This is a genomic window from Opitutus terrae PB90-1, assembly GCF_000019965.1.
GTDB lineage: Bacteria > Verrucomicrobiota > Verrucomicrobiia > Opitutales > Opitutaceae > Opitutus > Opitutus terrae.
The window spans coordinates 3,675,241-3,697,220 of sequence record NC_010571.1 but is presented as its reverse complement, the minus strand read 5'-3'; the positions used below and the strand labels follow the sequence as shown (position 1 = coordinate 3,697,220).

Below are 21,980 nucleotides of genomic sequence, written 5' to 3'. Positions count from 1 at the left end.
GTTCGCGTCATGACTTCATCTCTGATTGGCATCGATCTCGGCGGCACCAAATGTGCCGTGAGCATTCCCGATGGCGACGACGGCGTGCGCGAAGTGGCGCGCTTCGCCTCGGACAAACCGGCCCCGACGCTCGCACGGCTTTTCGCCGAGATCGACCGGCTGCAGCCCGGCGACGACGTCGTGTTCGGCATTTCCTGCGGTGGTCCGCTGGACGCCGAGCGCGGTCTGATCCTGTCCCCGCCGAATCTCCCCGGATGGGATCGCATCGCAATCTGCGACCAACTCACCCGCCGCTACGGCGGCGATGCCCGCCTCATGAACGACGCCAATGCCTGCGCGCTCGCCGAGTGGCAGTTCGGCGCCGGCCGCGGTACGCGCAACATGATCTTCCTCACGATGGGCACCGGCATGGGCGCGGGCCTCATCCTCGACGGACGGCTCTACGAAGGCACGAACGGCAACGCCGGCGAAGTGGGCCACGTGCGCCTCGTCCCGACCGGGCCGGTCGGCTACGGCAAGCCCGGCTCATTCGAGGGCTTCTGCTCCGGCGGCGGCATCGCGCAACTCGCGCACCGCTTCTGGCCCGAGGCCCTGCCGGATCAACTCACCGCCCGCGAGGCCGCGACGGCCGCGACGCTCGGCGATCCCGTGGCACTCCGGCTGTGGCACGAAGTCGGCATCCGACTCGGCGAAGCGCTCGCGATCCTCGTCGATGTACTCAATCCCGAGCGCATCGTCATCGGCAGTATTTTCGCGCGCTGCGAACAGTTCATCGCAGGCGGCATGCAGGAATCCCTCCGTCGCGAAGCCCTCGCCCCGAGCCTCGCCGTTTGCTCCGTCGTCCCCGCCGCGTTGGGCGAGCAGATCGGCAGCCACGCCGCCCTCGCCATCGCCCGTTGTCACCTCCGCCCCGTTTCCACCCCATGAACACCAGTCGACGCACCTTCCTCAAGACCTCCGCCACCCTCGCCGCCACCCTCCCATTCGCGCGGCTCGCTCCCGCCGCGACTTCACCTGTTCCGTCCACCGCCATCGCCGATCCGCGTCGCGGACTGCTTTTTGACCAAAGCGAATTGCCGCGGATCCGGGCGAACCTCGAGCTGCCGCGGCTGGCGGAGATACGCGCCACACTGCTCAACGTCGACATCGCCACGGAGACCCGCTTTCTCCGCGAGGAGCTCCGGCTCAACAACCATGTCGTCGATTTTATCCGCGCCTGGAAGATCGTGCAGAATTCCTCGTTCGCCCACGTCGTCTGGGGCGACGCCCAACACCTCGAGCTGGCCCTCCTCGGTCTCACGCGCCTGTGCGACTACAAGCGCTGGGACTACTTCCTCGAAGCGGGCCGGGACACGATCGGCCTCCAGCGCGCACCCGAAGCCACCATCGCCACGTGCTACGCGCTCGACTGGTTGGGCAGCGCCGTGCCCGCCGAACTGCGCCGCCGCGTCGAGGACAAGATCCTCACCGAGGGCGCGCCCGCATGCTATCGCACGTTGTACGGACTGAAATATCCCGACCGCGTGCGCGGCTGGGGCTTCGATCCCGAGGATGACTTCCAGTTCCGTTTCGATCTCAGCCGCTGGCCGCTGATTCTCAATCCGACCAACCTGAAGGTCATCCCCACCTGCGGCCTCGGGATCGCCGCGCTCTGGTTCTATGGCCGGCATCCCGACGCGAAGAAGTGGCTGCAGCTCTCCCGCCAGAGTGCGCAGGCTTTCGCCACCATGTACGGCCTCGACGGCGCCTACGACGAGGGCGTCGGTTACTGGGGCTACACCACCACGCACCTCGCGATGCTCGCCGAAGCGCTGTATCGAAGGCTTGGTGTCGACGAGCGCCGGCTCATCAACTACCCCGGCACGATCCGCTACGCACTTTCGCTTGCGATGCCATGCGGCGGGAGCACCGTCGCGGATCCGAAACTCAAGACCGGCTACAACGCCACGCCCAAGGGCAACTACGATCCTGCCCTCGACGTGGTAAACTTCTCCGACGCCGGCGTCGGCATGGACGTATCCGTCGCCCCTTGGGTCGGAGAGGTCGCGAAAGATCCGCTGAGCAACTACGTCGCCCAACAGGTCGGCGCGCTCAAGCAGTTCCAAGCGGCCGTCTGGTATCGGCCCGAGGCCCCCACACAGCCCCCCGGCGCCGAGTTGCTCGACGTACGGCTCAGCAACGATTGGATCGTTTCGCGCACCGGTTGGGCGCCCGCCGACTCGGTCGTGGCGCTCCGTAGCGGCGGGCCCGCCAATCACGAGCACGCCGATCGCAACAGCGTCATCTTCAAGGCACACGGCGAGCGGTTGTTCAGCGATCCGTTCAAGGCCGGCTATTCGCCCAAGGTCCCGCGCTGGTTGCTCCGGCAGACCGAAGCGCATACCGCGCTCCTGATCGATGGGCACGGACACCAGTATCACGACGGCCACGAGGGCACCAACTCCTCCTGGGCCACCGCTTCGGTCGTGGACTACCGCACGGGCCCAGACTGGATGACCGCCACGAGCGATGCGACCGAAGCCTATGCGCTCGTGCTGCCCGAGGTCGTCCTCGTCACGCGCACGCTGGTCTTCCTCAAACCCGACATCCTGCTGCTGCTCGATCGCGTCTCGCTGCGGCGCGCCCGGCCGGTGCAGCTCCGCTATCAGGTGTTCAACGACGACGGCCACGGCAGCGCCGTCACGTCCGACGACAGCTTCCAGATCCGGCGTCCGCTCGCACAACTCGAAGCGCAGCTGACCGGGCTGCAGCCGCTCGCGTTGCGAACCGATCGGCTCGCGCTGCCACCCGAAGAGACGCCTCAACCGTTCGTCGAAGCCTCCTCCCCGGCCGCCACGGACCACCTGATCCTTACGGCGGCCACCGCCGCGCCCACCGGCGGGGTGCACCCCGTCTTGAAAATCGAACGCGCGGCGGACGCGTGGCGGGTGACCGGCCAACAGGGGAAACAGCAGGTCAACGTCGCGTTCGAGATCCCACCGCAGGGAATCCCGCGCGTGATCGTGTAGTCCGCGATGTCCCTCGTGCTCCAGCCTCTTGGCGCGATGAACCCGCGCGATTTCAACACGGTCAACGTCTCCGACTATGTGCTGATCGCGCTGTATTTCGCGATTGTCGTCTGGATTGGTTTCTACGCCGCGCGGAAAAACCGGGGCGCCGACGATTTCTTCAAGGCCAGCGGCCAAGTGCCTTGGTTCGTCGCGGGCGTGTCCAGCTGGGTGTCCGGCTTCTCCGCGTTCATGTTCGTCGCCGCTGCCGGGTATACCTACAAGAACGGGCTCGGCACAGCGCTGATTTTCACCAGCGCTGCGTGGGCTTATCTCGGCGGCTACTTCTACTTCGCCCCGATGTGGCGGCGCGCCCGCATCAATGCGCCGCTGCAATTTCTCACCCGCCGCTATTCGTCCTCGACGACGTATTTTTATACCGTCACCGCCATTCTGCCCCAGGTTATCGGCATCGGCCAGGGGCTCTACATCCTGTGCATCTTTGTGTCCTCGGCGCTCGGGTTCGAACACGAGGTGTTCCATCTCTTGGGTTGGGAACTGTCCGGCCTGCAGGCCTCGATGCTCGTCGTCGGCCTGGTCATGATCGTCTACAGCGTCGCCGGCGGGCTGTGGGCGGCGGTGATTTCGGATGCCGTGCAGGGACTCATCATCCTGGTGATGTCCGTCATCGTTTTCCCCGTGACGTTCGCCTATCTCGGCGAAGGTTCCGGGATCGGGGCGGGCTTCAACCGACTGATTCACGAACTGCCGCGTGAGTATCTGGTGCCCAGCGGCCAGCCGGCGCAGCCGCTTTTCCTATTGGCGTATTCCATTAGCGCTTTCCTCGGCTACAACGTCGCGTGGCATTTCGCCCAGCGCTACAATAGCGTGCCCAGTGAACGCGACGCGAAGAAGATGGCCCTGCTCGGCGCGGTGCTCTCGCTGTTCGGACCGTTGCTCTGGCTGCTGCCCGTGATGGGGTCGCGGCTCATCTTCCCCGACATCGCCGCGCTCTGGCCAAATCTCAAGGCGCCCGAGGAGGCGTCGTTCGTCAGCCTCGCGATGTTCCTGCTGCCGCACGGCATGGTGGGCTTCGTCGTCGCCGCCATTCTCTCCGCCACGCTCGGCCAGGCCAACGACGCCTTCAACTGGCTGGCCGCGGCTGTCACGCGTGATGTTTACGTCCCGGTGCGCCGGGCGCTCGGGTTCGGACCAACCTCCGACCGGCACGAGCTCTGGATGGCGCGCGCGACGATGCTGGCCGTCGGTGTTGGTGGCGTGGCGACGAGCTTCGCCATCGCAAAGAGCGGCGGCGCCTTCGACTTCGGCCTCAAATACTACTCGATCGTCGGCCCGGGCTTCATGATGCCGGTGCTGCTGGGCATGGTCTATCGTCGCACGCCGTGGTGGTCCGGCATGGCCTCGTGCATCGCTTCGTTCAGCACGACCTTCACGCTGCTCGCTTTCGATCTCTGGCCGGCGCACGTCTACGAACGCAACATCTTCAGCGCGGTGATCGCGTCGACCGTCGTGTTTGTGGTTTCGGCGTGGTTTTATCGGTATGACGATCCCGCCAGTGCCGAAGCACGCCAGCTCGACCGTGATCTGCGCACCCCGGTGGCCGGGGAGGCCGCGGCGCCAGTCGGCAATGCCCTCGCGGTCTATGGCGTCATCGGCAACCTCAGCCTCGTGCTGGGCGTCGTGTTGCTGGCCTGCACCTTCCTGCCTTCCACCGCCCAGGCACCGGGCCGGATCAATTCGATCGCCGGCCTCTTGCTCATCGGCATCGGCTTCGGGCTGCGCCAACTCGCCCGCTCCGGCCGCCCGCCCACTCCCCGCTAGTCATGCGCGTGCTCGCCGAACTCTACCAACAATTCGATGCCGATCCGTTGCGCCCCGTGCCCGGTGAGGGTTACGGTGGCTGGCACGAGCGCGAGATCGAACTCGCCCCGGCTCACACCGCGCTCGTGGTGATGCACGCCTGGGATCATGGTTCACCGGCTGCGTTTCCCGGCTGGTGGCGCGCCGTCGAATACATGCCACGCGCGGACGCCATTCTCCGGACGGTCTTTCCGCGCCTGCTCGGCGCCGTGCGGGCTTCGCCCATGCCCGTGTTCCACGTCATCAGCGGCCGCGGCCGCTGCGCGCCCCGGCTCAGCAGCGCTTCCACCGCCATCGCCGCCAAGCCGAGGAGCCGGCTGTTGGTCACGCGAGACCCCGCATATCTGGAGTTGCAGCGGATCCGTGCGGCCTGCGTGTTTCCAGGCGAACACAATCGCGCTGACATCGAACAAGCATTCGCGCGACTGGATTTCGCTCCGGCGGCGCGCCCCGTCGGCCGCGAAGGCCTCGCCGAGGATGGCGACCAGCTCGCCACCCTCTGTCGGATCCACGGGATCAATCACCTCATCTACGTCGGATTCGCCGTCAACTGGTGCCTGCTCATGTCGCCCGGCGGCATGGTCGACATGGCCCGGCACGGCTGCCTGTGTTCGACCATCCGCGAAGCCGTCACCGCCGTCGAGAATCGGGAGACCGCCCGGGATGAGCGTGAGAAACAACAGGCCCTGTGGCGGGTGGCGGTGGAGTTCGGTTTCGTCTTTCGGCTCGAATCCTTTCTGCGGGCGCTTCCCGTCCGCTTCCCATGAATTCAACCATGCGTTCCAGTCCGCCGCCCGGCCTCGGCTCTGCGGCGATCGGCTCGGAAGAAGAAACGCTCGTGCTCGACGCCTTGCGGCGCGGCGAGCTGTTTCGCTATTATGGCAACGATCCCGCGCATCCGCCGCCATTCGCCGCCACGCTCGAAGCCGAGGCCGCCGCGCTCTTCGGCACGCGTCACGCCCTCGCCGTCACCAGCGGCACGGCGGCGCTCGAGGTCGTGCTCGCCGCCGCCGGCGTCGGCCCCGGCAGCGAGGTCATCGTGCCCGCCTGGAGCTGGATTTCGTGCTTCACCGCCGTGGTCCGCTGCGGCGCACGCCCCGTGCTGGCGGAGATCGACGCGTCCCTCTGTCTCGATCCGTCCGAGATCGCCCGGCTTACCACGCCACGCACGCGCGCCATCCTGGTGGTTCACTATCAGGGTGCCGCGGCCGACCTCGATCCAATCCTCGCCGCCGCGCGCACCCGCGGGCTGCTGGTGATCGAGGACTGCGCCGAGGCGCCCGGCGCGACGTACCGCGGCCGACGAGCGGGCGCGATCGGCGACGCCGGCATCTACAGCTTCCAGCACAACAAGCCTATGACCGCCGGCGAAGGCGGGCTCATCGTCACGAGCAATCCGTTCATCTACGAACGCGCCGTCCGGCTCCACGATCTGGGCCAGTACCGCAATCATCACGCCCAGCTTCTCCCTGCGCGCGAGCCGGCCTTCGCGGGTGGCCAGTACCGAATGTCCGAGCTCACGGCCGCTGTCGCTCTCGCCCAACTCCGGAAGCTCGACCGGATCCGCGATCACTGCCGCACGCTGAAGGCGCTCATCGCTCCCCGGCTCGCGCGCCTTCCGCAGATCCAGTTGCGCCCGCTGGCGGATCCCAACGGCGATTACGGTTTCGAACTCTACTTCTACGCGCGCGGTTCGGAAGCGGCGGCGGCGTTTCGCCAAAAGCTCACGGAGCGCGGCGTGTGCTGCCAGCAGCGGACCGGCACTTATCCGCAATACCGCCGCGAGTACGTGATCAACGGCCGCGCCGCGCATCGTGCACTCTCGCCCTTCCGCCGGCTTTTCCCCTGGCCGGCCCGCGGCTATCGCGTGGAGGACTTCCCTCGCACCGAGGCGCTCACCACGCGTTTCGTCGCGCTGCCGCTCGGCTGGCGTTACACGTCCAACGATGCCGACCATATCGCCGCCAGCGTCGAGGCCGTCCACGCCGAACTCTACGGCTGATTGGCTCCCTCCGTTCGCTTCTCGCGTCCTCGCGCCTCCCGCCCCACCCGCAACACGTCACCTATTACCTGACTACCGAAATTCAGATTGGCCACAGAGGCCACAGAGCTCTGACACAGAGGGCACAGATGTAGTCTCGATCAGGGCCCCTCGACGGTGAGACTCTCGACCGCGATCAGCCACCCAGGTACCTCGGAGCCTCCGGCTTGGCTCTGGCCCGACCTCGGTGCCCTCTGTGGCCCAAATTCGGAATCCAGGTATTAGTTGACATGTCCTTCCGCCGCCAATCCCGGTCGCGCATCGCAGTGCCGTTCATCCTCTGAGCTACCGCGCCGCCGCCCGAGCGACGTCTCGCACCACCGCAGCGACTTCGTCGATGTACGCGTCGTCCATCGCCTCGTTGATCGTGAGCTTCACGCTGTCCTCCAGAATCGCCTCCGCTTCCGGACACCTGACCTGGCGGTAGTCCATTTGCGTGAGTCCCAGTTCCCGCACCGGCCAATGCCCGCTGAAGAAGTTGTGCTGCTGAAACACCGGGTAGCGATACACCGGTCGTGGAATGTAGCCCGGCGTGCAACTGACGCCAGCGTTCGTCAGCGCCTGCGCAAATTCATCCCGACTCACCGCGAGCCGCTCCCTGTCGAGCCGCAGCAGATAGAACCAGTAGCTGTGCGTATCCGCCGTCTGAACGCTCGGCAATCGCAGTCCGGCCGCACCGGCCAATTGCTCCGTCAGCCGCGTGCCCGCCCGGTGCCGGTTCGCCACGATCTGCTCCAGCTTGGTCAGCTGCGCCGCCGCGACGGCAGCCTGCGGCTCGCTCATCCGGTAGTTCGGCGCCAGCTCTAGCGGATCGCGCCCGCCCGTTTCGCGATCGTAAAACTTGTCGCCCCACTTGCCCAGCCCAGTGCCGAGCTCCAGTTGGTTCGTCGCCACAAGTCCGCCGTCGCCACAGCTCACATGCTTGTAGTCGTTGAATGAAAAACACGCCAGGTTGCCTTGCAACCCGACCGGCTGCCCTCGCCACCGCGCGCCCCAGGCCTGCGCGCAGTCCTCGATCACCTGCAGCCGATGTTCCCGTGCGATTGCCATCAGTGCCGACATGTCACACGGGTTCCCCGCCAGATGCACCGGCATCAGCGCGCGTGTCTTCGCGGTGATCCGGCGGCAAACATCAGCAGGATCGAGATTGTACGTCTGCGGTTCGAGATCCGCGAAGACCGGCACCGCCTGCTGATACAGGATGCCGATCACCGAGCCCATATCCGTGATGGCTGGCACAATCACCTCGTCACCGGGCTTCAGTCGCAGGGCCGCGATCGCTACGTGGAGCGCTGCCGTGCCAGACGAGGTCGGAAAACAAAAATTCAACGGATACCGGCGCCGAAACTCATCGAGCAATGCGGTGGTCTGCGGCCCGCGCCAGTAGAAAAGCGACGGCTGCGTCACCATGGCGCTGAGCCGCTCGAGCTCAGCCGCACCCCAGCGCTGCGGCCGCGGCATCGATCGGCTGACCCGTGGTGTGGTCGGTTTCATGATCGGAGAAATTTCTCGAGGCTCCCGGCGGCAATCCGCGAGAGCTCCGCTCGCGGCAGACCGGTGTCTTGCAGCTTTGCCTTCGCCGCCGCCATGATCAGAAACGGGGTGTGCGAGGCGAAGGCGATCTGCGCCGCCGGCAAGGTACGACGCAGGTCGCGCAGGGTCTCGTACCATTCGGCAAACGTCAGGTCCGCGAGCAAGTTTCGGTGCTTGGGCACAAGCGTCTTCATTTCGGTGCGCAGCAGCCCGCTCGCGAGCACCGGCCGCTCCGGGTGCCGCCGCAGCAGCGCGTCCAGGTCGCGCACCGGCACGCCGTGGATCTTCAGCGCGAAATATTCATGCCGCTCGTCGATCAACCGGATCGTCACGATCACCCGCAGCCCGCGTGCTGCGAGTTCCTCGAACAACACATCAAGGCGCGCCGAGGTCAGCCGGTAACCGTGATAGTTCGGCAGCAGCCGCACGGCCCGCACGCGTGCGTCCGCCCCCACGGCGTCGAGTTGCTCCCGCCAGTTGGCAAGCGCTGGCTGAATCACCGGCACCGGCACCAGCATCGGCTGCGTTCGCGTCTCCCGCAGCAATGCGCGATTCGCCGCCGTCGGCTCAGGGGCAAACACCGCATCGACCGGCGATACCAACGCCCCGCCAATGCCATGCTCCTTCAGTCGCACCGCCAGTGACCGCGCCGTCAGCGCCGGCTGCAGCGAGAACGGCCATCGGCCGATCCAGGTGTTCGCATCGAAATACTTCATGGCAATCCCAGCAGATCGCGCGCGTTATCATGCAGGATCGCGCGCTGCGCCGGCGCGCGCAGCGCCGAGCCTTTCACGCGCGCGATCGCCACCCGGAAATCACGGACCGGCACGTCGGAGCCGTAAAGGATCCGCTTAGCGCCCAGCTGTTCGACCGCGAACTCGAGCAGGCCCGCCTCCGGCGCAGCTCCGGACGTGTCCACCCACACATTCGCGTGCGGCTTCACCGCTAACACGCCACGCACGCCGCATCCAGTCAGGTGCGCCATGATGATCCGCACGCGCGGGTAGCGGTCTGCGAGCGTCGCGACATCCTCCGGGTCCGTGTGAAAGCGCCGCTGCCGGATCTTGGTCATGCTCCACGCATGCTGCAGCACGATCAGCCTATGCTGTTCCGCAAGCGCCATCACTGGCTGCATGCAGGCGTCGCGGGCGTTGTTCGCGATCTCGAGCTTGATTCCCCGAAACCCGAGCTCGAGGCAGCGCTCCACCTCCCGCCGCACGGCCGTCTTCCCCAACGTCGGATTCAAGTAGCAGAAGCCCGTCACGAAACCCGGATGCTTCCGCGCCAGCCACGCCGTGTCGTCGTTGATCGCCCGGACCTGCGCCGCCGTCGGCGAACGTCCGTGCACTAACACGTCGCCCAGCACCACCACATGCCGGATCCCCAGCGAGCGGGCGCGGGCCAGCAGCGCCGCGGACTCCGGGCGGCCGATGCCGCCTTCGTGCATCAATGGATGCGTATGGACGTCGATGATCCGCATGAGTTGGTCCGATCGCTCCCGAGTCTCACCTTAACTTCGCGCGGCGTCGAGACACGCCTGCTTGACTGCGCGAATACTCGGTGTGGGCGTGCCGAATGGTACGACCGCGGTGCCCATGATGAATCCGGGGATATCGCGCCCGCGTTCCACTTCCCTGCGCGCCACTTCGTAGATCTCCTCGGCTGGCGCCTTTTCGAGCAACCGCGGCGAGATGTTTCGCCGAAACGCCCGTCCTGCAGAACGGACCGCACCCGACCACTCCTCGAAGTCAGCGGTGAAATCACACAGCAGGTTGTTCGCCCCAGTCTGGACGAGCATGTCGACGATTTTCGTGGTGTTGCCACCGATGATCAGCGGCAGGTCCCGGACACCCTGCGTCTTGGCCCACGCCACGAACTCCTGCGTCACCGGCAGCACGAATTCCTCGTACATCGAAGGCGACAGCAGTTCGGGCGAGGCCTGCGAGTCGAACATGATCAGCTCGACCCCAGCGTCGATGTAACCCTTCGCAAACTCCCGGATGATCCGGCTCGCATAGTCGAGGCAACTGCGCACCCATTCCGGCTGTTCGATGCACGCAATGAACAGCGACTCGGCGCCCACCAGCGAAATCGCGAGCGAAAACGGCCCGGACACCGCGCCACGCAGCCAGAAGTCGTCGCCCAGTTCCTTCCGCACGGCGCGCGCCGCCGCGAGATTCACCGGCATCCGTCCGTCACGCGCCGGATTCGGCAGCCGGGCCGCCGAAAGATCCATGCCCACCTCCACGATGTGATGCTCTGGCTTGATGCCTGGAATGCTCGTGTCCTTCCCCTCGTAAAACGTCACTATGCTTCCCACCGCCTCGGCTTCGACGTTGTAGACGTCGACCCCCACCACCAGGGCATCGGGCTGGATCGCCGCATATTCCGCCAGCATCGCGCGCGTCAGCAGGTCGCCATCGCGCGAGATCGCCGTGGGTGTCGAACCGATGAAGGCGGCCTTGTGCTCGTAGATCGCCGGGAGGAACAACGGCACTGGCCGAGGCCGCTCGCAGCGGAGCGTCGCTTCAACTTCGGTTCGCGGTGCGGGGCGGTCCGGGGCGGGGACATTCATGCGAGCAAGAGCGAAACAGATCCCCCGGCCGGCGTCTTGGGTCATCCTGCTCGCGTCATTTTGCAGATCGGGCAATTGCCCCATGTGTTCACGTGCGGTTTGGCTTGGTGTTTGACCGGCGCACTTCTACAAAAGTGCGAGGTCCTCTCCCTTGACCCCGGCTTCATTGATGACTCCGAAACGACGTATCCTCGCCACACTCAACCGTGAACCGGTCGACCGCACGCCCGTCGATCTGTGGCACACGCCGGAAGTCGGCGCCGCCCTGCGGCAGCACTTCGGCGTCGCGGACGATCTCGCCGCGTATCGCGCGCTTGGTCTCGACAAGATCGTCTGGGCGTTCCTCGACTACGACGGTGGCGACACTGGGCGCGTCGGCACACTCGCCGGCGCCGGCGCCGACGATCCCGCGGCGACGCGCACGATGTGGGGTGTGCCTTTGCGCACCATCCAGGCGGGCGCGGCCCAGTATGCCGAGTTCGGTGCCGCTCCGCTTCTGGGCTACGACACGCCGGGCTCGCTCGACGATTATCCGTGGTGGCCGCAGCTCGACCGGGTTGACTACAACTCGGCCGTGCGCTACGTGCTTCGCGCCGCTCAGGATTTCGCCGTCATCGGACCGTGGGTTTCGTTTTTCGAGATCTACTGCCAACTCCGTGGCCTCGAGCAGGCCATGATGGATCTGGTCGAGTCGCCCGAATACGTCGAAGCCACGCTCGACCGCATCGAGGCGATCCAGACCGAGATGATGAAACGCTACTTCACTCGCGCGCGCGGCTGCCTCGATCTCGTGTTCGTCAGCGATGATATCGCCGGCCAGCGTTCACTGCTGATTTCCCCCGCCATGTGGCGGCAACACCTGGAGCCGCGGCTCAAACGCTGGTGCGATCTGATTCACGCGCACGGGCTCAAGGTCTTCTACCACACCGACGGCGCCGCGCGACCGCTGATTGGTCCGATTCTCGACTGCGGCGTCGACGTACTGAACCCGATCCAACACGCATGCCCGGGAATGGATCTGGCCGAGCTGAAAAAGGAGTTTGGTCACCGCGTGATCTTCCACGGTGCGGTCGACAACCAGACGGTGCTGCCGCGCGGCACGGCGGACGAGGTCCGCGCTGAAGTGAGGGAGTGCCTCCGCACGCTCGGCGCCGGCCGCGAGGGTTTCATCTGCTGCTCGTGCCACAACACCCAGGCCGGCACCCCCGTCGAGAACATCCTCGCGATGGTCGAAACCGTCCACGCCTGCGGCTGACTTGGGGGCCACCCGGGGTTTCGGCGAGACAAGGGCCCCGGAGTCGCTCCTTGCCGTGTTTGGCAGATCGGGCAAACTCAGTCAGGCATGAAGCATTCCACCCCGCTGCCGATCATCCTGCCCCGGCACGGCGTACTCTTCGCCGAGAGTGTGCACGACAGCGGCTTCCACATGGCCGAGCGCACGGACCCTTTTCACAAGCTCATCTACGTGCTCGCGGGCGAGGTCAGCTTCCACGAGTCCGGCCGCCCTGTTTCGACCGTCGGTGCCGGTTCACTGATTGTGACGCCTCAACTGACTTGCCACGCGATCGACGATGTCTCTCCCGCTACTCTGCTGCTTCTGTGCTTTGCCGATTCTTTTCTCCGGTCGGATCCTGATCTGGCGCAGCTCTGGACCGGGTTGACCGACGCCACGAGCTGCCGGCTATGTCTGGCCCGTCCGAGTCAGCTGCGGCTCGAACGGCTTTGGCGTCAGGCGTTGCTCGAGCAAGCCCATGAACTGCCTGGCAGTCCGGTGGCGATCCGCGCGCTCGCAGCGCAGATTTTCGTCATGCTCTTGCGCGTGCCAGCCCGGCCCGGCGGAGACACAGCCCCGCAACGTGTCGCCGCCGTCGGACGGGAGATCCGCGAAACCTTCTATAACGCTTGGGACCTCGACGGCGCCGCCGCCCGGGCCGGTCTGTCGCGCCGGCGGTTCAGCGCGCTCTTTCGCGCCGAGTTCAACGAAACGTTTTCCGACTACCTGCTTCGGCTTCGGCTCGACCACGCCGCGCGACTGCTGCGCACGCGGGAGCACTCCGTCATGGGCGTGATGTTTTCCTGTGGGTTCAACGACCTCTCGCATTTCTACCGGCTCTTTCGCGCCCGGTTCGGTTCCCCTCCGAAACGCTGGGTGCTCGACCAAGCGCCGGCGCCGGTAGTCGGCTCCCCGCACTCCCCGCGCGATGCATCCGGTCGCCATCGTAGTCGCGGTCGGCGCCGGTGAACCGCTCGGCGGCCATGGCCGTCAAGGCTGGGCCGCCCGCGGTCGGCGGCTCCACGCGGACGGCGCCTGCCCCGTCTGCCGCCGGAACCAGCGCGCAAAGTAACCTTGGTCCGGGAGTCCAACCGCGTTCGCCACCTCCCCCACGCGCACGCCATGAGTGAGGAGTTCCTTCGCCCTGATCAGCCGCTGGCGCGCGCGGAATTGGCCGAGCGATAATCCGGTCTCGCCGCGCACCAGCCGGTTGAGGTGATCCCGATGATACCCACTTCGCTGCACCGTCTCCGCGAGCGAGCCGGCCATGGGCATCGCCGCCAGCAGCCCTGAAATCGCCCGTGATGGCCGGATGGCCGTCGCTCCCGCCTCTTGCCCCAGCCAGCCCGCTGTGCGCAAGCAGAGCATCAGCGTCAGCAACACGAGTGTCGCGCCCTCCCAAGCCAGTGCGTCGCCCGGCGTTTGCTGCAGCCGGATCAATCGCGCGAGATGATGCCGGATCTCCGACAATTCCGATCGAGTCAGGCTGCACACCGCCACGGAACGGCTGCGGGCCCGCCGCACCCGGAAGTTGATCATCAAGCACAAGGGCGCCGCGCGTCCGCTGCGCCGAAACGCGTGCGCCACGCCCGGCGGCATCAGGATCAGCGTGCCGGGATTCACCTGCACAGCCGCGCCGTCCACCGCCTGCCTGCCCTGCTGGCTCAGGTAGAGCAGGGCCTGGCACCAACGATGCCGGTGCGGCGCGATTGCTTCGTGCTCGGCCAAGTGGCGGTGCAACGCGAAGGTCATGACGGACAATCCCGGGATGCGGATGTCGGCCTGGTCGATCAGCAGGGAGCGAAAGCGGCGCACAGTGGACACGAATGATGCCGAAAATGTCCCATGTTGCACCGAAAAACTCCTCACGGTTTCAGGCTCGACTCGCTACACTTCAGGGCTGTCGATCGGTCGAGCAGCGTCCTCCTCCTCCGTGGACGCCGCGCCCTGCCCGACTCACCCCAGACTCTGCCGGTGCCGCCGGAAAACAACGGTGCCCGCCGACTCGCCCACCTCATGATCCGCTCCGATCTTTCCCTCTCCCCGTCCGCGCTCGATCGTGATCTCGACCGGCTGTTCGCGCTTTCCGCCACCAAGATCGAATTGCTGCAACGCAGCTGGGATCCGCGCCAAGGCACCCCCGTGTTCACCGTGGAGGGACGCTACACCTCACGTGGCTGGACGGAGTGGACACAGGGCTTCCAGTTCGGCTCCGCCCTGCTGCAGTTCGCCGCGACCGGCGACCAGCACATGCTGGCCTTCGGCCGCAACGCCACCCGCGAGCACATGGCCACGCACGTCAGCCACATCGGAGTGCACGATCATGGCTTCAACAACGTGTCCACGTACGGCACGCTGTATCATCTCGCGCGCGCCGGTCGGTTCGACTGCAGCGAGGGCGAACTGCAGTTCTACCAACTCGCCCTCAAACTCTCCGGCGCGGTACAGGCCGCGCGCTGGACCGACCTCCCGGAAGGCCAGGGCTACATCTACTCGTTTAACGGCCCGCACTCGCTCTTTGCCGACACGATCCGTTCGCTCCGCGTGCTGGCGTTGTCGCACGCGTTCGGCCACTGCCTCATGGGCGAACGCGATCGCCGCCTTTCGCTGCTGCAACGCCTCGTCCAGCACGCCGACACGACCGCGCGGTATAACGTCTACTTTGGCCAGGGTCGCGACGCTTACGATGTGCGTGGGCGCGTCGCCCACGAGTCGGTCTTCAATCTGAACGACGGCTCCTATCGTTGTCCCAGCAGCCAGCAGGGCTACTCGCCGTTCACCACCTGGACCCGCGGATTGGCCTGGATTATCTGTGGCTACGCCGAGCAGCTCGCCTTTTTGGACACGCGCTCCGAAGCGGACCTGGCGCCGTTCGGCGGCAAGCCCGCGGTGCTGGAGCGTTTCCTCGCAACCGCGACCGCCTGCGCGGACTTCTACCTCGAGCACACACCGACCGATGGAGTGCCCTACTGGGACACCGGCGCGCCCGGCCTGCACCGGCTCGGCGACTACCTGAACCGCCCGGCGGATCCGTTCAATGAGTACGAGCCGGTGGACAGCTCGGCAGCGGCGATCGCTGGGCAGGGGCTGGTTCGTCTGGCGCTTTTCCTCCAAGGCCGACAGCAGTCCGAAGCCGCCGCCCGCTACCTGGCCGCCGGACTCACCGTGGCCAGGACGCTGCTCAACGAGCCCTACCTCTCCACCGCGCCCGGTCACCAGGGACTGCTGCTCCATACCGTCTACCACCGGCCGGCCGGTTGGGACCATGTTCCTGCCGGTCGCCGCGTGCCCTGCGGCGAGTCCTGCCAATGGGGCGACTACCATCTCCTCGAACTCGCGCTGCTGCTTCGCACCCTCGCGGAGTCCAGGTCACCTTACACCTTCTTCGGTCTCTAGCAGACGAGCTCCAACATGCCCCTCGCCGTTGCGGACAACTCACGTCTCTGTCTCCACACGATCACCACCAAGCCGTGGCCGATCGAAACCGCCGCGGCGCGCTACGCCGCTGCGGGCGTCCAAGGCATCACCGTCTGGCGCGACGCGCTCGACGATCGGGATCCCGTCAAAGTCGGAGCGATGCTGCGCGACTCGGGCCTGGAGGTCGTCTCGCTGTGCCGCGGCGGGTTCTTTCCGGCCCGGCTCGCAGAAGATCGCGCCAAGGCGCTTGACGACAACCGCCGGGCGATCGCCGAAGCCCACGAACTCGGCGCACCGCACATCGTGCTCGTTTGCGGTGCCGTGCCCGGCCTGCCGCTCGTCGAAGCGCGCCAGCAGATCGCCGAAGGCATCGCCGCGCTCCTGCCGGATTGCGCCGCCGCCAATGTGAAGCTCGCGATCGAGCCGCTGCACCCCATGTACGCCGACAGCCGCTCGGCCATCAACACGCTCGGCCAGGCCAACGATCTCGCCGCGCAGCTCGACTCGCCGTGGGTCGGCGTGGCGATCGATGTTTACCATCTCTGGTGGGATCCCGCCCTGGAACGCGAGATCGCTCGCTGCGGCCGGCTTAAGAAGATCCTCGCCTACCATGTCTGCGACTGGCGCACGCCGACCGGCGACCTGCTGCTTGACCGCGGGCTCATGGGCGACGGCTGCATCCCGCTTCGTCAGATTCGGAGCTGGGTCGAAGCGGCCGGCTTCAACGGCTTCAACGAGGTGGAGATCTTCTCGACGCGACACTGGGCGGACGATCAGGACGACTTTCTCGCCCGGATCGTCACCGCCTATCATAACCACGTCTGAGTCGTTTGCCTGTAACCCAGCGGCTCCGCTCCTCTTTTCCTCCTTCCATGAAAACTCACCGCCTCGGCATCATCATGAACGGCGTCACCGGACGCATGGGCACCAACCAGCATCTAATTCGCTCCATCAAGGCGATCATTGATCAGGGCGGCGTGAAGCTCGGCGACGCGGAGACGATCCTGCCCGATCCGGTTCTGGTCGGCCGCAGCGAGGACAAACTCCGCGCCCTCGCGGCCCGCACCGGTGTGAGCCGCATCTCGACCAACCTCGACGCCGAACTTGCGAATCCCGCGAACCAGATCTACTTCGACGCCACCCTCACCGGCCAGCGCCCAATCGGCGTGCGCAAGGCGATCGCGGCGAAAAAACACATCTATTGTGAAAAGCCCACCGCGACCAGCTCCGCGGAGGCGCTCGCCCTCGCCCGCGAGGTCACGGCCGCCGGGCTCAAAAACGGCGTCGTGCAGGACAAGCTCTGGCTGCCCGGGCTGCTCAAGCTGAAGTACCTAATCGATACCGGATTCTTTGGCCGGATTCTTTCCGTGCGCGGCGAGTTCGGCTACTGGGTCTTCACCGGTGAGCACGAACCGCTGCAGCGCCCGTCATGGAATTATCGCAAGGAGGAGGACGGCGGCATCATCACTGACATGCTCTGCCACTGGCAGTATGTGATTCAGAATCTCTTCGGCGAGGTCAAGGCGCTCACCTGCCTCGGTGCGACACACCTCCCGGAACGTTGGGACGAGGCCGGCCGGAAATACCAGGCGACCGCCGACGACGCAGCGTATGCGACGTTCGAGCTGCACAACGGGATCATCTGCCACTTCAACTCCTCCTGGACCGTGCGTGTGCGCCGGGACGATCTGCTCACGCTGCAGGTTGACGGCACGCACGGCACCGCGGTCGCCGGCCTGCGTGATTGCACCGCCCAACATCTCTCCGCCACGCCGCGCTGTGTGTGGAACCCGGATATCGACAGCCCGGTGAAATTCTTCGACGGCTGGACCCGCGTGCCCGATCAGCGCGTCTACGACAACGCGTTCAAGGTGCAGTGGGAGCTCTTCCTGAAACACGTCGTCACGGGTTCGCCGTTCCCCTGGACGCTACTCGAAGGCGCCAAGGGCGTGCAGCTCGCCGAACTGGGCCTCAAATCCTGGGCCGAGCGCCGCTGGGTCTCCGTGCCGAAACTATAGTCCCGCGGTCATCCGCCTATTTCGGGCGTCGTTCTGCCTGGTCGGGCTCTCAGCTCTAGCCTCTCAGCTCTGGACTTTTCTCCATGCCTAAAATCGCCCTCATTACCGGTGGCACGCGCGGCATCGGCTTCGGCATCGCCGAAAAGCTCGCCGCCGAAAAATGGGATCTGCTCGTCAACGGCGTGCGGCCGGAGGCCGCCGTGGCCGAACCGCTGGCGCGACTGCGCGCGGCGGGTGTGCGCGTCGGTTATGCGCCGGGCGACATCGCGACGGCGGCGGGACGCGCCGCGATCCTCGCCGCCGCCCGCGATTTCTCCGGTTCCGCCGTCAATCTCCTCGTGAACAACGCCGGAGTCGCCCCATCCGTCCGCGCCGATCTCCTCGAAACCTCGGAGGAAAGCTACGACCGCGTGCTCGACACCAACCTGCGCGGACCGTTCTTTCTGACCCAGGCTTTCGCGCGCGCCATGCTCGCGGCCCGGCAAACCAACCCGTCGTTTGCCGCTGCGATCGTCAACGTCACCTCGGTCTCCGCCACGGTCGTCAGCATCAACCGCGGCGAGTACTGCATCGCGAAGGCGGGGCTCAGCATGCTCACGCAGCTCTTCGCCGCGAGGCTGGGTGCCGACGGCATCCCCGTTTACGAGGTGCGTCCCGGCGTGATCAAGACCGACATGACGAGCGCAGTGACGGAGAAATACGACCAGCTCATCGCTAACGGACTTTGTGTGCAGCCGCGCTGGGGTTACCCCGACGATGTCGGCCGCGCGGTCGCCGCTCTCGCGCGCGGTGACTTTGCGTTCTCCACCGGGCAAGTGATCTTGGTGGATGGCGGACTGACTCTTCCGCGGTTGTAGCTAACCCCCTGGGCCTGGGGCGCGGTCCGCCCGGCGTTCCTGTTCTTGCTCCTCGCCGCTCCACAAGCATAAGGCTTTAGCTGGGCGCGACGGCTAGTCAGCTGCCGGAGCTGCGCGAAGCTCGGCTGTCCGCGTCAGCCTGGAACCAGGCGGATTGATTTTCGAGACGCCCAAGGTTCCGAGGCGTCCACATCGCGACGTGGGCAGGCGATTGCGATGCGGGAACGGCATCAGGGTCCATGCCGCGGCGCACGACATCAAGCACAAGGGCATTCCGGGTTGGCTCTCATCTCTCCTTGAGTCCAAGCCCGACGCGGCCGGCCTGCCGGACGCAGTCCCCACGCGCTTAGCTGGCCGCCGTGAAATCGCGACGTACCCAAGGATCATCTTTGCCGAATTCTGGGCAACACGAGCCCTTCTCAGCATAGCAGCGGACGCAAAGCGCGATTCCGTCGAAAACAAACGCGCCCAGCGCAGCACATTCCTCACAAGCGACATCGGCGTTCGGCTGCACTGTCGCACGGGGCTCATGCAGCGTTTCCACGTTCTCGTTCTTGGTTATGGCTTTTATACTCATGGATTCCTTTCCTGCCTCATAACGAGTCACGTCTCGGCTCGCAGCGCGTGGTCCAAGTCCGCGAGGATGTCGTCGACGTGTTCGAGCCCGACCGAAAGCCGGACCAAGCCATCTCGCACGCCAGCCCGCTGTCGGGCGTCCGGGGCCATGCCGCGATGACTGGACCGCGCCGGCATCGTCGCCAGCGTCTCCGGTCCCCCGAGGCTCACCGCATGCACGATGAGTTGCATTCGGCTGAGGAAGCGGATGGCCGCCGGCTCGCCACCGCGAAGTTCGAAGGAGAGCAGCCCGCCGCCGTGGCTCATCTGCCGCCCGAACAGTTCCCTCTGCGGATGCGAGTCGAGCGAGGGATGGTACACGCGCGAAATTTCCGGCCGCTGCTCCAGCCAACGCGCCACGATCTCGCCGCTGCGGTTGTGTGCTTCCATCCGGAGCGTGAAGGTCCGCAATCCGCGCATCACCAGCCAGGCGTCGAACGCGTTCACCGTCCCGCCGAGATTCTTGTGAATGCTGCGGTGGCTGGCGGTGAACGGCTCGCGGCGGATCACGCCCCCGCCGATCAGGTCGCCATGGCCGTTCAAATACTTGGTGGTGGAATGAACCACCCAGTCGGCGCCGAATTGAAACGGACGTTGGTTGAACGGCGTTGCCACGGTGTTGTCCACGATCACCTCGGCTCCGCCAACTTTCGCATGCTGGACGATCGCCGCGAGGTCAATGAGCCGCAGCAGCGGATTCGACGGCGTCTCGACAAGGACGGCACCAGCCCGCTCCAAAGCACGAAACCACTGGTCCTCGTCCGCCGGATCGACGAACTCCACCGGCACTCGATAGACGTCTGCCAGGATGCGCAGCAGTTCGAAACTGCCGCCGTAAATGTCCGGATGCGTCACCAGCGGACCTTGCCGTCCCTGCAACGCCGCCGTCACGGCGCAGAGGACCGCCGCGTTTCCGGAGCTGGTGACGACGGCTCCGTGGCCACCTTCGAGGTCAGCCAGGCTCCGCGCGAGCGCATCGACGGTCGGGTTGCCGAAACGCGAATACGCATAGCCTTTCCGCGCTCCGGAAAAAATCGCCTCGGCATCCTCCGGTGCACCCAAGTCGAAAATGGCGCTCTGGTGAATCGCCGGTTGCACCGACGCGTTGCGGCCCGCCTCGCGCGGACCGCTTCCCGCGCGTGCGCAGCGGGTGGCCAGCTGATAGGACGCGTTCCTTTGGCGCCGCGGTGGGGAGGGCTCGTGGCGCGGGTCGCTCGCCGGATTCCCGGCCGCTTGCTCCAACCAGCTGTCGTGATGGTTCATCATATCGTCTTACGATAGTTTGCAGCGGATCGCAAGCGGCCGGTCTGTCACGCAGGCGACCGACGGGCGTGCCGGAGCTTGTTACGCTGCAGTCGCGCCTCTCCTGGTAGGGCGAGGCGTCCTCGCCGAGCCGCGGCCCCTCGACGGGCTCGGCGCCTTGAGTCCCTCGACCCTGCTCGGGACCCTGAGCTTGTCGAAGGGCTTGTCGAAACGGCTCACCGGGACGGTTCGCCCTACCCACATCAGGCAGGCGCTGCCGATTCGCTGCGCCGCGACTAGAACAGCACATTCGCGATGAACTGTTCCAGATGCGGCGGGAGCTGGCGATGGCGGCGCACCAGCACGCAGAGCTCGCGCACGAACGGTTCCGGCCAGGACAGCCGGCACAGGCTGCGTTTGCGGGCGTAGAGCGCGAGCGCGCGCAACGGCACGAAGGCGACGCCCATCCCCAAGGCCGCCAGATTGATGATCAGATCGAATCCCGGCAGCAGCATCCCCGGCTCGATCGTCGCGCCCTGCCGCGCGAGCCACGCGCGCAACTGGCGTCCGGTATTCGCGCCTTCATCCAGCATCAGCCAATTCTGTTGCTGCGCCCACCCCATCCGATCCGCCCGTGGCGCCTCCGCTCCCGGATAGCTGGCGGCCGCCTCGGCGCTGGCGATCAGGGTAAACGCGTCACTGAACCGATGCGTCACGCGTACGGTGCGCGGCAGCCGTCGCGGTGGACACATCACACCGACGTCGAGTTCGTTGCGCTCGAGACCATCGAGGATGGCCGTGCTCGGCTCATACGACACGCGGTAGCCTACCCGCGGCAGGCGGCGAAGGTTCGCGTGGAAAAAACCCGGCAGGTAGGCCAACCCGACCGAGCGCGAGACCCCCACGCGGATCACCTTCTTCGCGCCGTTGAACTCTTCGCGAAACCGACGCAGCGTCTGATCGAGATCTCCGATCAACCGCGCGGCCTCGCGCCACAAGGCGCGTCCGGCCGGCGTCAGCTCGACCGTGCGCGTCGTGCGCTCGAACAGCTCCAGCCCAAGGCTCGTCTCCATCCCTTGGACCTGCCGCGTCACCGCACTTTGCGTCAGCCCGGCGGCCTGCGCCGCTTTCGTGAAGCTGCGATGTTCAGCGACGAGATGGAAGAGATGCAGCTCGTAGAGATCGAAGGGAGTCGTGGGGAGGAATTCATTCATGCGGCACATGGATTGATACGACCAATGAATTTCTCGCGCGTAGGACCGTCGGTTATGATCGCGGTGCTGTAACCGAAATCACCATGGCCAATCCTTCCGATCGTCTTCCACAAAACGTCCCCGGTCGCTTCTACGTCGACTCGCAATGCATCGACTGCGACCTCTGCCGCGAAACGGCTCCTACCATCTTTGGCCGGGACGACGAAAGCGGCTTTTCGTTCGTCAAACGGCAGCCGCTGACGCCCGAGGAGATCGCGCTCGCCGAAGAGGCCATCCAGGGCTGCCCGGTCGAGGCGATCGGCAATGACGGCGACGAGGCCGCGTGAT

At 66.0% G+C, this 21,980-nt stretch carries 19 protein-coding genes; 12 read left to right on the top strand and 7 right to left on the bottom strand.

The window, feature by feature from the left end; all coding sequences use genetic code 11:
• The first annotated feature begins 9 nt into the window (after positions 1 to 9).
• Genes OTER_RS14665 through OTER_RS14645 form a run of 5 tightly spaced genes read left to right on the top strand, consistent with a single transcriptional unit; the run spans position 10 to position 6,870 of the window.
• A complete protein-coding gene (locus OTER_RS14665) occupies positions 10 to 927 on the top strand; it encodes an ROK family protein (protein ID WP_012375711.1) in 918 nt (305 codons plus the stop codon).
• Positions 924 to 3,008 (top strand): heparinase II/III domain-containing protein, encoded by a 2,085-nt coding sequence (locus OTER_RS14660; protein WP_012375710.1) that lies wholly within the window; start codon positions 924 to 926, stop codon positions 3,006 to 3,008. Before OTER_RS14665 ends, OTER_RS14660 begins: the two co-directional genes overlap by 4 nt.
• A 6-nt stretch (positions 3,009 to 3,014) precedes the next feature.
• The gene (locus OTER_RS14655; RefSeq protein ID WP_012375709.1) at positions 3,015 to 4,829 is read left to right on the top strand and encodes a sodium:solute symporter family protein; all 1,815 of its coding nucleotides are present in this window, start codon (positions 3,015 to 3,017) and stop codon (positions 4,827 to 4,829) included.
• 2 nt (positions 4,830 to 4,831) lie between these two features.
• Positions 4,832 to 5,635: a hypothetical protein gene (locus OTER_RS14650; RefSeq protein ID WP_012375708.1), complete on the top strand. Its 804-nt coding sequence runs from the start codon at positions 4,832 to 4,834 to the stop codon at positions 5,633 to 5,635.
• Positions 5,636 to 5,643: 8 nt separating this feature from the next.
• Positions 5,644 to 6,870: a DegT/DnrJ/EryC1/StrS family aminotransferase gene (locus OTER_RS14645; protein WP_158305444.1), complete on the top strand. Its 1,227-nt coding sequence runs from the start codon at positions 5,644 to 5,646 to the stop codon at positions 6,868 to 6,870.
• 324 nt (positions 6,871 to 7,194) lie between these two features.
• Here the strand turns inward: OTER_RS14645 and OTER_RS14640 are convergent, their stop codons facing one another.
• The 4 genes from OTER_RS14640 to OTER_RS14625 are packed head-to-tail and all read right to left on the bottom strand — an operon-like array spanning position 7,195 to position 11,017.
• Positions 7,195 to 8,403 carry a DegT/DnrJ/EryC1/StrS family aminotransferase gene (locus OTER_RS14640; RefSeq protein ID WP_158305443.1) on the bottom strand — a complete coding sequence of 403 codons (1,209 nt, stop codon included), beginning with the start codon at positions 8,401 to 8,403 and terminating at the stop codon, positions 7,195 to 7,197.
• A complete protein-coding gene (locus tag OTER_RS26230; RefSeq protein WP_012375705.1) occupies positions 8,400 to 9,158 on the bottom strand; it encodes an amidohydrolase family protein in 759 nt (252 codons plus the stop codon). The genes OTER_RS14640 and OTER_RS26230 overlap by 4 nt, the downstream gene beginning before the upstream one ends.
• Positions 9,155 to 9,922 (bottom strand): amidohydrolase family protein, encoded by a 768-nt coding sequence (locus OTER_RS14630; RefSeq protein ID WP_012375704.1) that lies wholly within the window; start codon positions 9,920 to 9,922, stop codon positions 9,155 to 9,157. The genes OTER_RS26230 and OTER_RS14630 overlap by 4 nt, the downstream gene beginning before the upstream one ends.
• A gap of 30 nt (positions 9,923 to 9,952) precedes the next feature.
• A complete protein-coding gene (locus tag OTER_RS14625; protein WP_012375703.1) occupies positions 9,953 to 11,017 on the bottom strand; it encodes a uroporphyrinogen decarboxylase family protein in 1,065 nt (354 codons plus the stop codon).
• A 169-nt stretch (positions 11,018 to 11,186) separates the two neighbouring features.
• Here OTER_RS14625 and OTER_RS24245 point away from each other — a divergent pair, with 169 nt between their 5' ends.
• Both OTER_RS24245 and OTER_RS14615 read left to right on the top strand, forming a co-directional pair.
• Complete coding sequence (locus OTER_RS24245; RefSeq protein WP_012375702.1) at positions 11,187 to 12,272, top strand: uroporphyrinogen decarboxylase family protein; 1,086 nt, start codon at positions 11,187 to 11,189, stop codon at positions 12,270 to 12,272.
• 87 nt (positions 12,273 to 12,359) lie between these two features.
• Entirely contained in the window at positions 12,360 to 13,259 is a 900-nt protein-coding gene (locus OTER_RS14615) for a helix-turn-helix transcriptional regulator (RefSeq protein WP_012375701.1), read from the top strand.
• Positions 13,260 to 13,280: 21 nt separating this feature from the next.
• On the opposite strand, the gene OTER_RS14610 is transcribed toward OTER_RS14615, so the two are convergent.
• Positions 13,281 to 14,114 (bottom strand): helix-turn-helix transcriptional regulator, encoded by an 834-nt coding sequence (locus OTER_RS14610; RefSeq protein WP_148218125.1) that lies wholly within the window; start codon positions 14,112 to 14,114, stop codon positions 13,281 to 13,283.
• 192 nt (positions 14,115 to 14,306) lie between these two features.
• Between OTER_RS14610 and OTER_RS14605 the strand changes: the two genes are divergently transcribed.
• The 4 genes from OTER_RS14605 (at position 14,307) to OTER_RS14590 (ending at position 18,582) form a co-directional block, all read left to right on the top strand.
• The gene (locus OTER_RS14605) at positions 14,307 to 15,686 is read left to right on the top strand and encodes a glycoside hydrolase family 88 protein (protein WP_012375699.1); all 1,380 of its coding nucleotides are present in this window, start codon (positions 14,307 to 14,309) and stop codon (positions 15,684 to 15,686) included.
• A gap of 15 nt (positions 15,687 to 15,701) precedes the next feature.
• Positions 15,702 to 16,532, top strand: a complete 831-nt coding sequence (locus OTER_RS14600) for a sugar phosphate isomerase/epimerase family protein (protein WP_012375698.1) — start codon at positions 15,702 to 15,704, stop codon at positions 16,530 to 16,532.
• A gap of 47 nt (positions 16,533 to 16,579) precedes the next feature.
• Complete coding sequence (locus OTER_RS14595) at positions 16,580 to 17,725, top strand: Gfo/Idh/MocA family protein (RefSeq protein WP_012375697.1); 1,146 nt, start codon at positions 16,580 to 16,582, stop codon at positions 17,723 to 17,725.
• Between the two features lie 83 nt (positions 17,726 to 17,808).
• Entirely contained in the window at positions 17,809 to 18,582 is a 774-nt protein-coding gene (locus OTER_RS14590) for a 3-ketoacyl-ACP reductase (RefSeq protein ID WP_012375696.1), read from the top strand.
• Between the two features lie 603 nt (positions 18,583 to 19,185).
• On the opposite strand, the gene OTER_RS14585 is transcribed toward OTER_RS14590, so the two are convergent.
• Together OTER_RS14585 and OTER_RS14580 are read right to left on the bottom strand one after the other, a co-directional pair.
• The gene (locus OTER_RS14585) at positions 19,186 to 20,460 is read right to left on the bottom strand and encodes a trans-sulfuration enzyme family protein (RefSeq protein WP_237702366.1); all 1,275 of its coding nucleotides are present in this window, start codon (positions 20,458 to 20,460) and stop codon (positions 19,186 to 19,188) included.
• 275 nt (positions 20,461 to 20,735) lie between these two features.
• Positions 20,736 to 21,653, bottom strand: a complete 918-nt coding sequence (locus tag OTER_RS14580) for a LysR family transcriptional regulator (protein ID WP_012375693.1) — start codon at positions 21,651 to 21,653, stop codon at positions 20,736 to 20,738.
• 83 nt (positions 21,654 to 21,736) lie between these two features.
• Here OTER_RS14580 and OTER_RS14575 point away from each other — a divergent pair, with 83 nt between their 5' ends.
• Positions 21,737 to 21,979, top strand: a complete 243-nt coding sequence (locus OTER_RS14575) for a ferredoxin (RefSeq protein WP_012375692.1) — start codon at positions 21,737 to 21,739, stop codon at positions 21,977 to 21,979.
• Position 21,980: the final 1 nt, after the last annotated feature.

Bases quoted from the DNA above. Each gene is read 5' to 3' on its own strand.
- OTER_RS14665 (WP_012375711.1), top strand. From the start codon at position 10: ATGACTTCATCTCTGATTGGCATCGATCTCGGCGGCACCAAATGTGCC.
- OTER_RS14660 (WP_012375710.1), top strand. From the start codon at position 924: ATGAACACCAGTCGACGCACCTTCCTCAAGACCTCCGCCACCCTCGCC.
- OTER_RS14655 (WP_012375709.1), top strand. From the start codon at position 3,015: ATGTCCCTCGTGCTCCAGCCTCTTGGCGCGATGAACCCGCGCGATTTC.
- OTER_RS14650 (WP_012375708.1), top strand. From the start codon at position 4,832: ATGCGCGTGCTCGCCGAACTCTACCAACAATTCGATGCCGATCCGTTG.
- OTER_RS14645 (WP_158305444.1), top strand. From the start codon at position 5,644: ATGCGTTCCAGTCCGCCGCCCGGCCTCGGCTCTGCGGCGATCGGCTCG.
- OTER_RS14640 (WP_158305443.1), bottom strand. From the start codon at position 8,403: ATGAAACCGACCACACCACGGGTCAGCCGATCGATGCCGCGGCCGCAG.
- OTER_RS26230 (WP_012375705.1), bottom strand. From the start codon at position 9,158: ATGAAGTATTTCGATGCGAACACCTGGATCGGCCGATGGCCGTTCTCG.
- OTER_RS14630 (WP_012375704.1), bottom strand. From the start codon at position 9,922: ATGCGGATCATCGACGTCCATACGCATCCATTGATGCACGAAGGCGGC.
- OTER_RS14625 (WP_012375703.1), bottom strand. From the start codon at position 11,017: ATGAATGTCCCCGCCCCGGACCGCCCCGCACCGCGAACCGAAGTTGAA.
- OTER_RS24245 (WP_012375702.1), top strand. From the start codon at position 11,187: ATGACTCCGAAACGACGTATCCTCGCCACACTCAACCGTGAACCGGTC.
- OTER_RS14615 (WP_012375701.1), top strand. From the start codon at position 12,360: ATGAAGCATTCCACCCCGCTGCCGATCATCCTGCCCCGGCACGGCGTA.
- OTER_RS14605 (WP_012375699.1), top strand. From the start codon at position 14,307: ATGATCCGCTCCGATCTTTCCCTCTCCCCGTCCGCGCTCGATCGTGAT.
- OTER_RS14600 (WP_012375698.1), top strand. From the start codon at position 15,702: ATGCCCCTCGCCGTTGCGGACAACTCACGTCTCTGTCTCCACACGATC.
- OTER_RS14595 (WP_012375697.1), top strand. From the start codon at position 16,580: ATGAAAACTCACCGCCTCGGCATCATCATGAACGGCGTCACCGGACGC.
- OTER_RS14590 (WP_012375696.1), top strand. From the start codon at position 17,809: ATGCCTAAAATCGCCCTCATTACCGGTGGCACGCGCGGCATCGGCTTC.
- OTER_RS14585 (WP_237702366.1), bottom strand. From the start codon at position 20,460: ATGAACCATCACGACAGCTGGTTGGAGCAAGCGGCCGGGAATCCGGCG.
- OTER_RS14580 (WP_012375693.1), bottom strand. From the start codon at position 21,653: ATGAATGAATTCCTCCCCACGACTCCCTTCGATCTCTACGAGCTGCAT.
- OTER_RS14575 (WP_012375692.1), top strand. From the start codon at position 21,737: ATGGCCAATCCTTCCGATCGTCTTCCACAAAACGTCCCCGGTCGCTTC.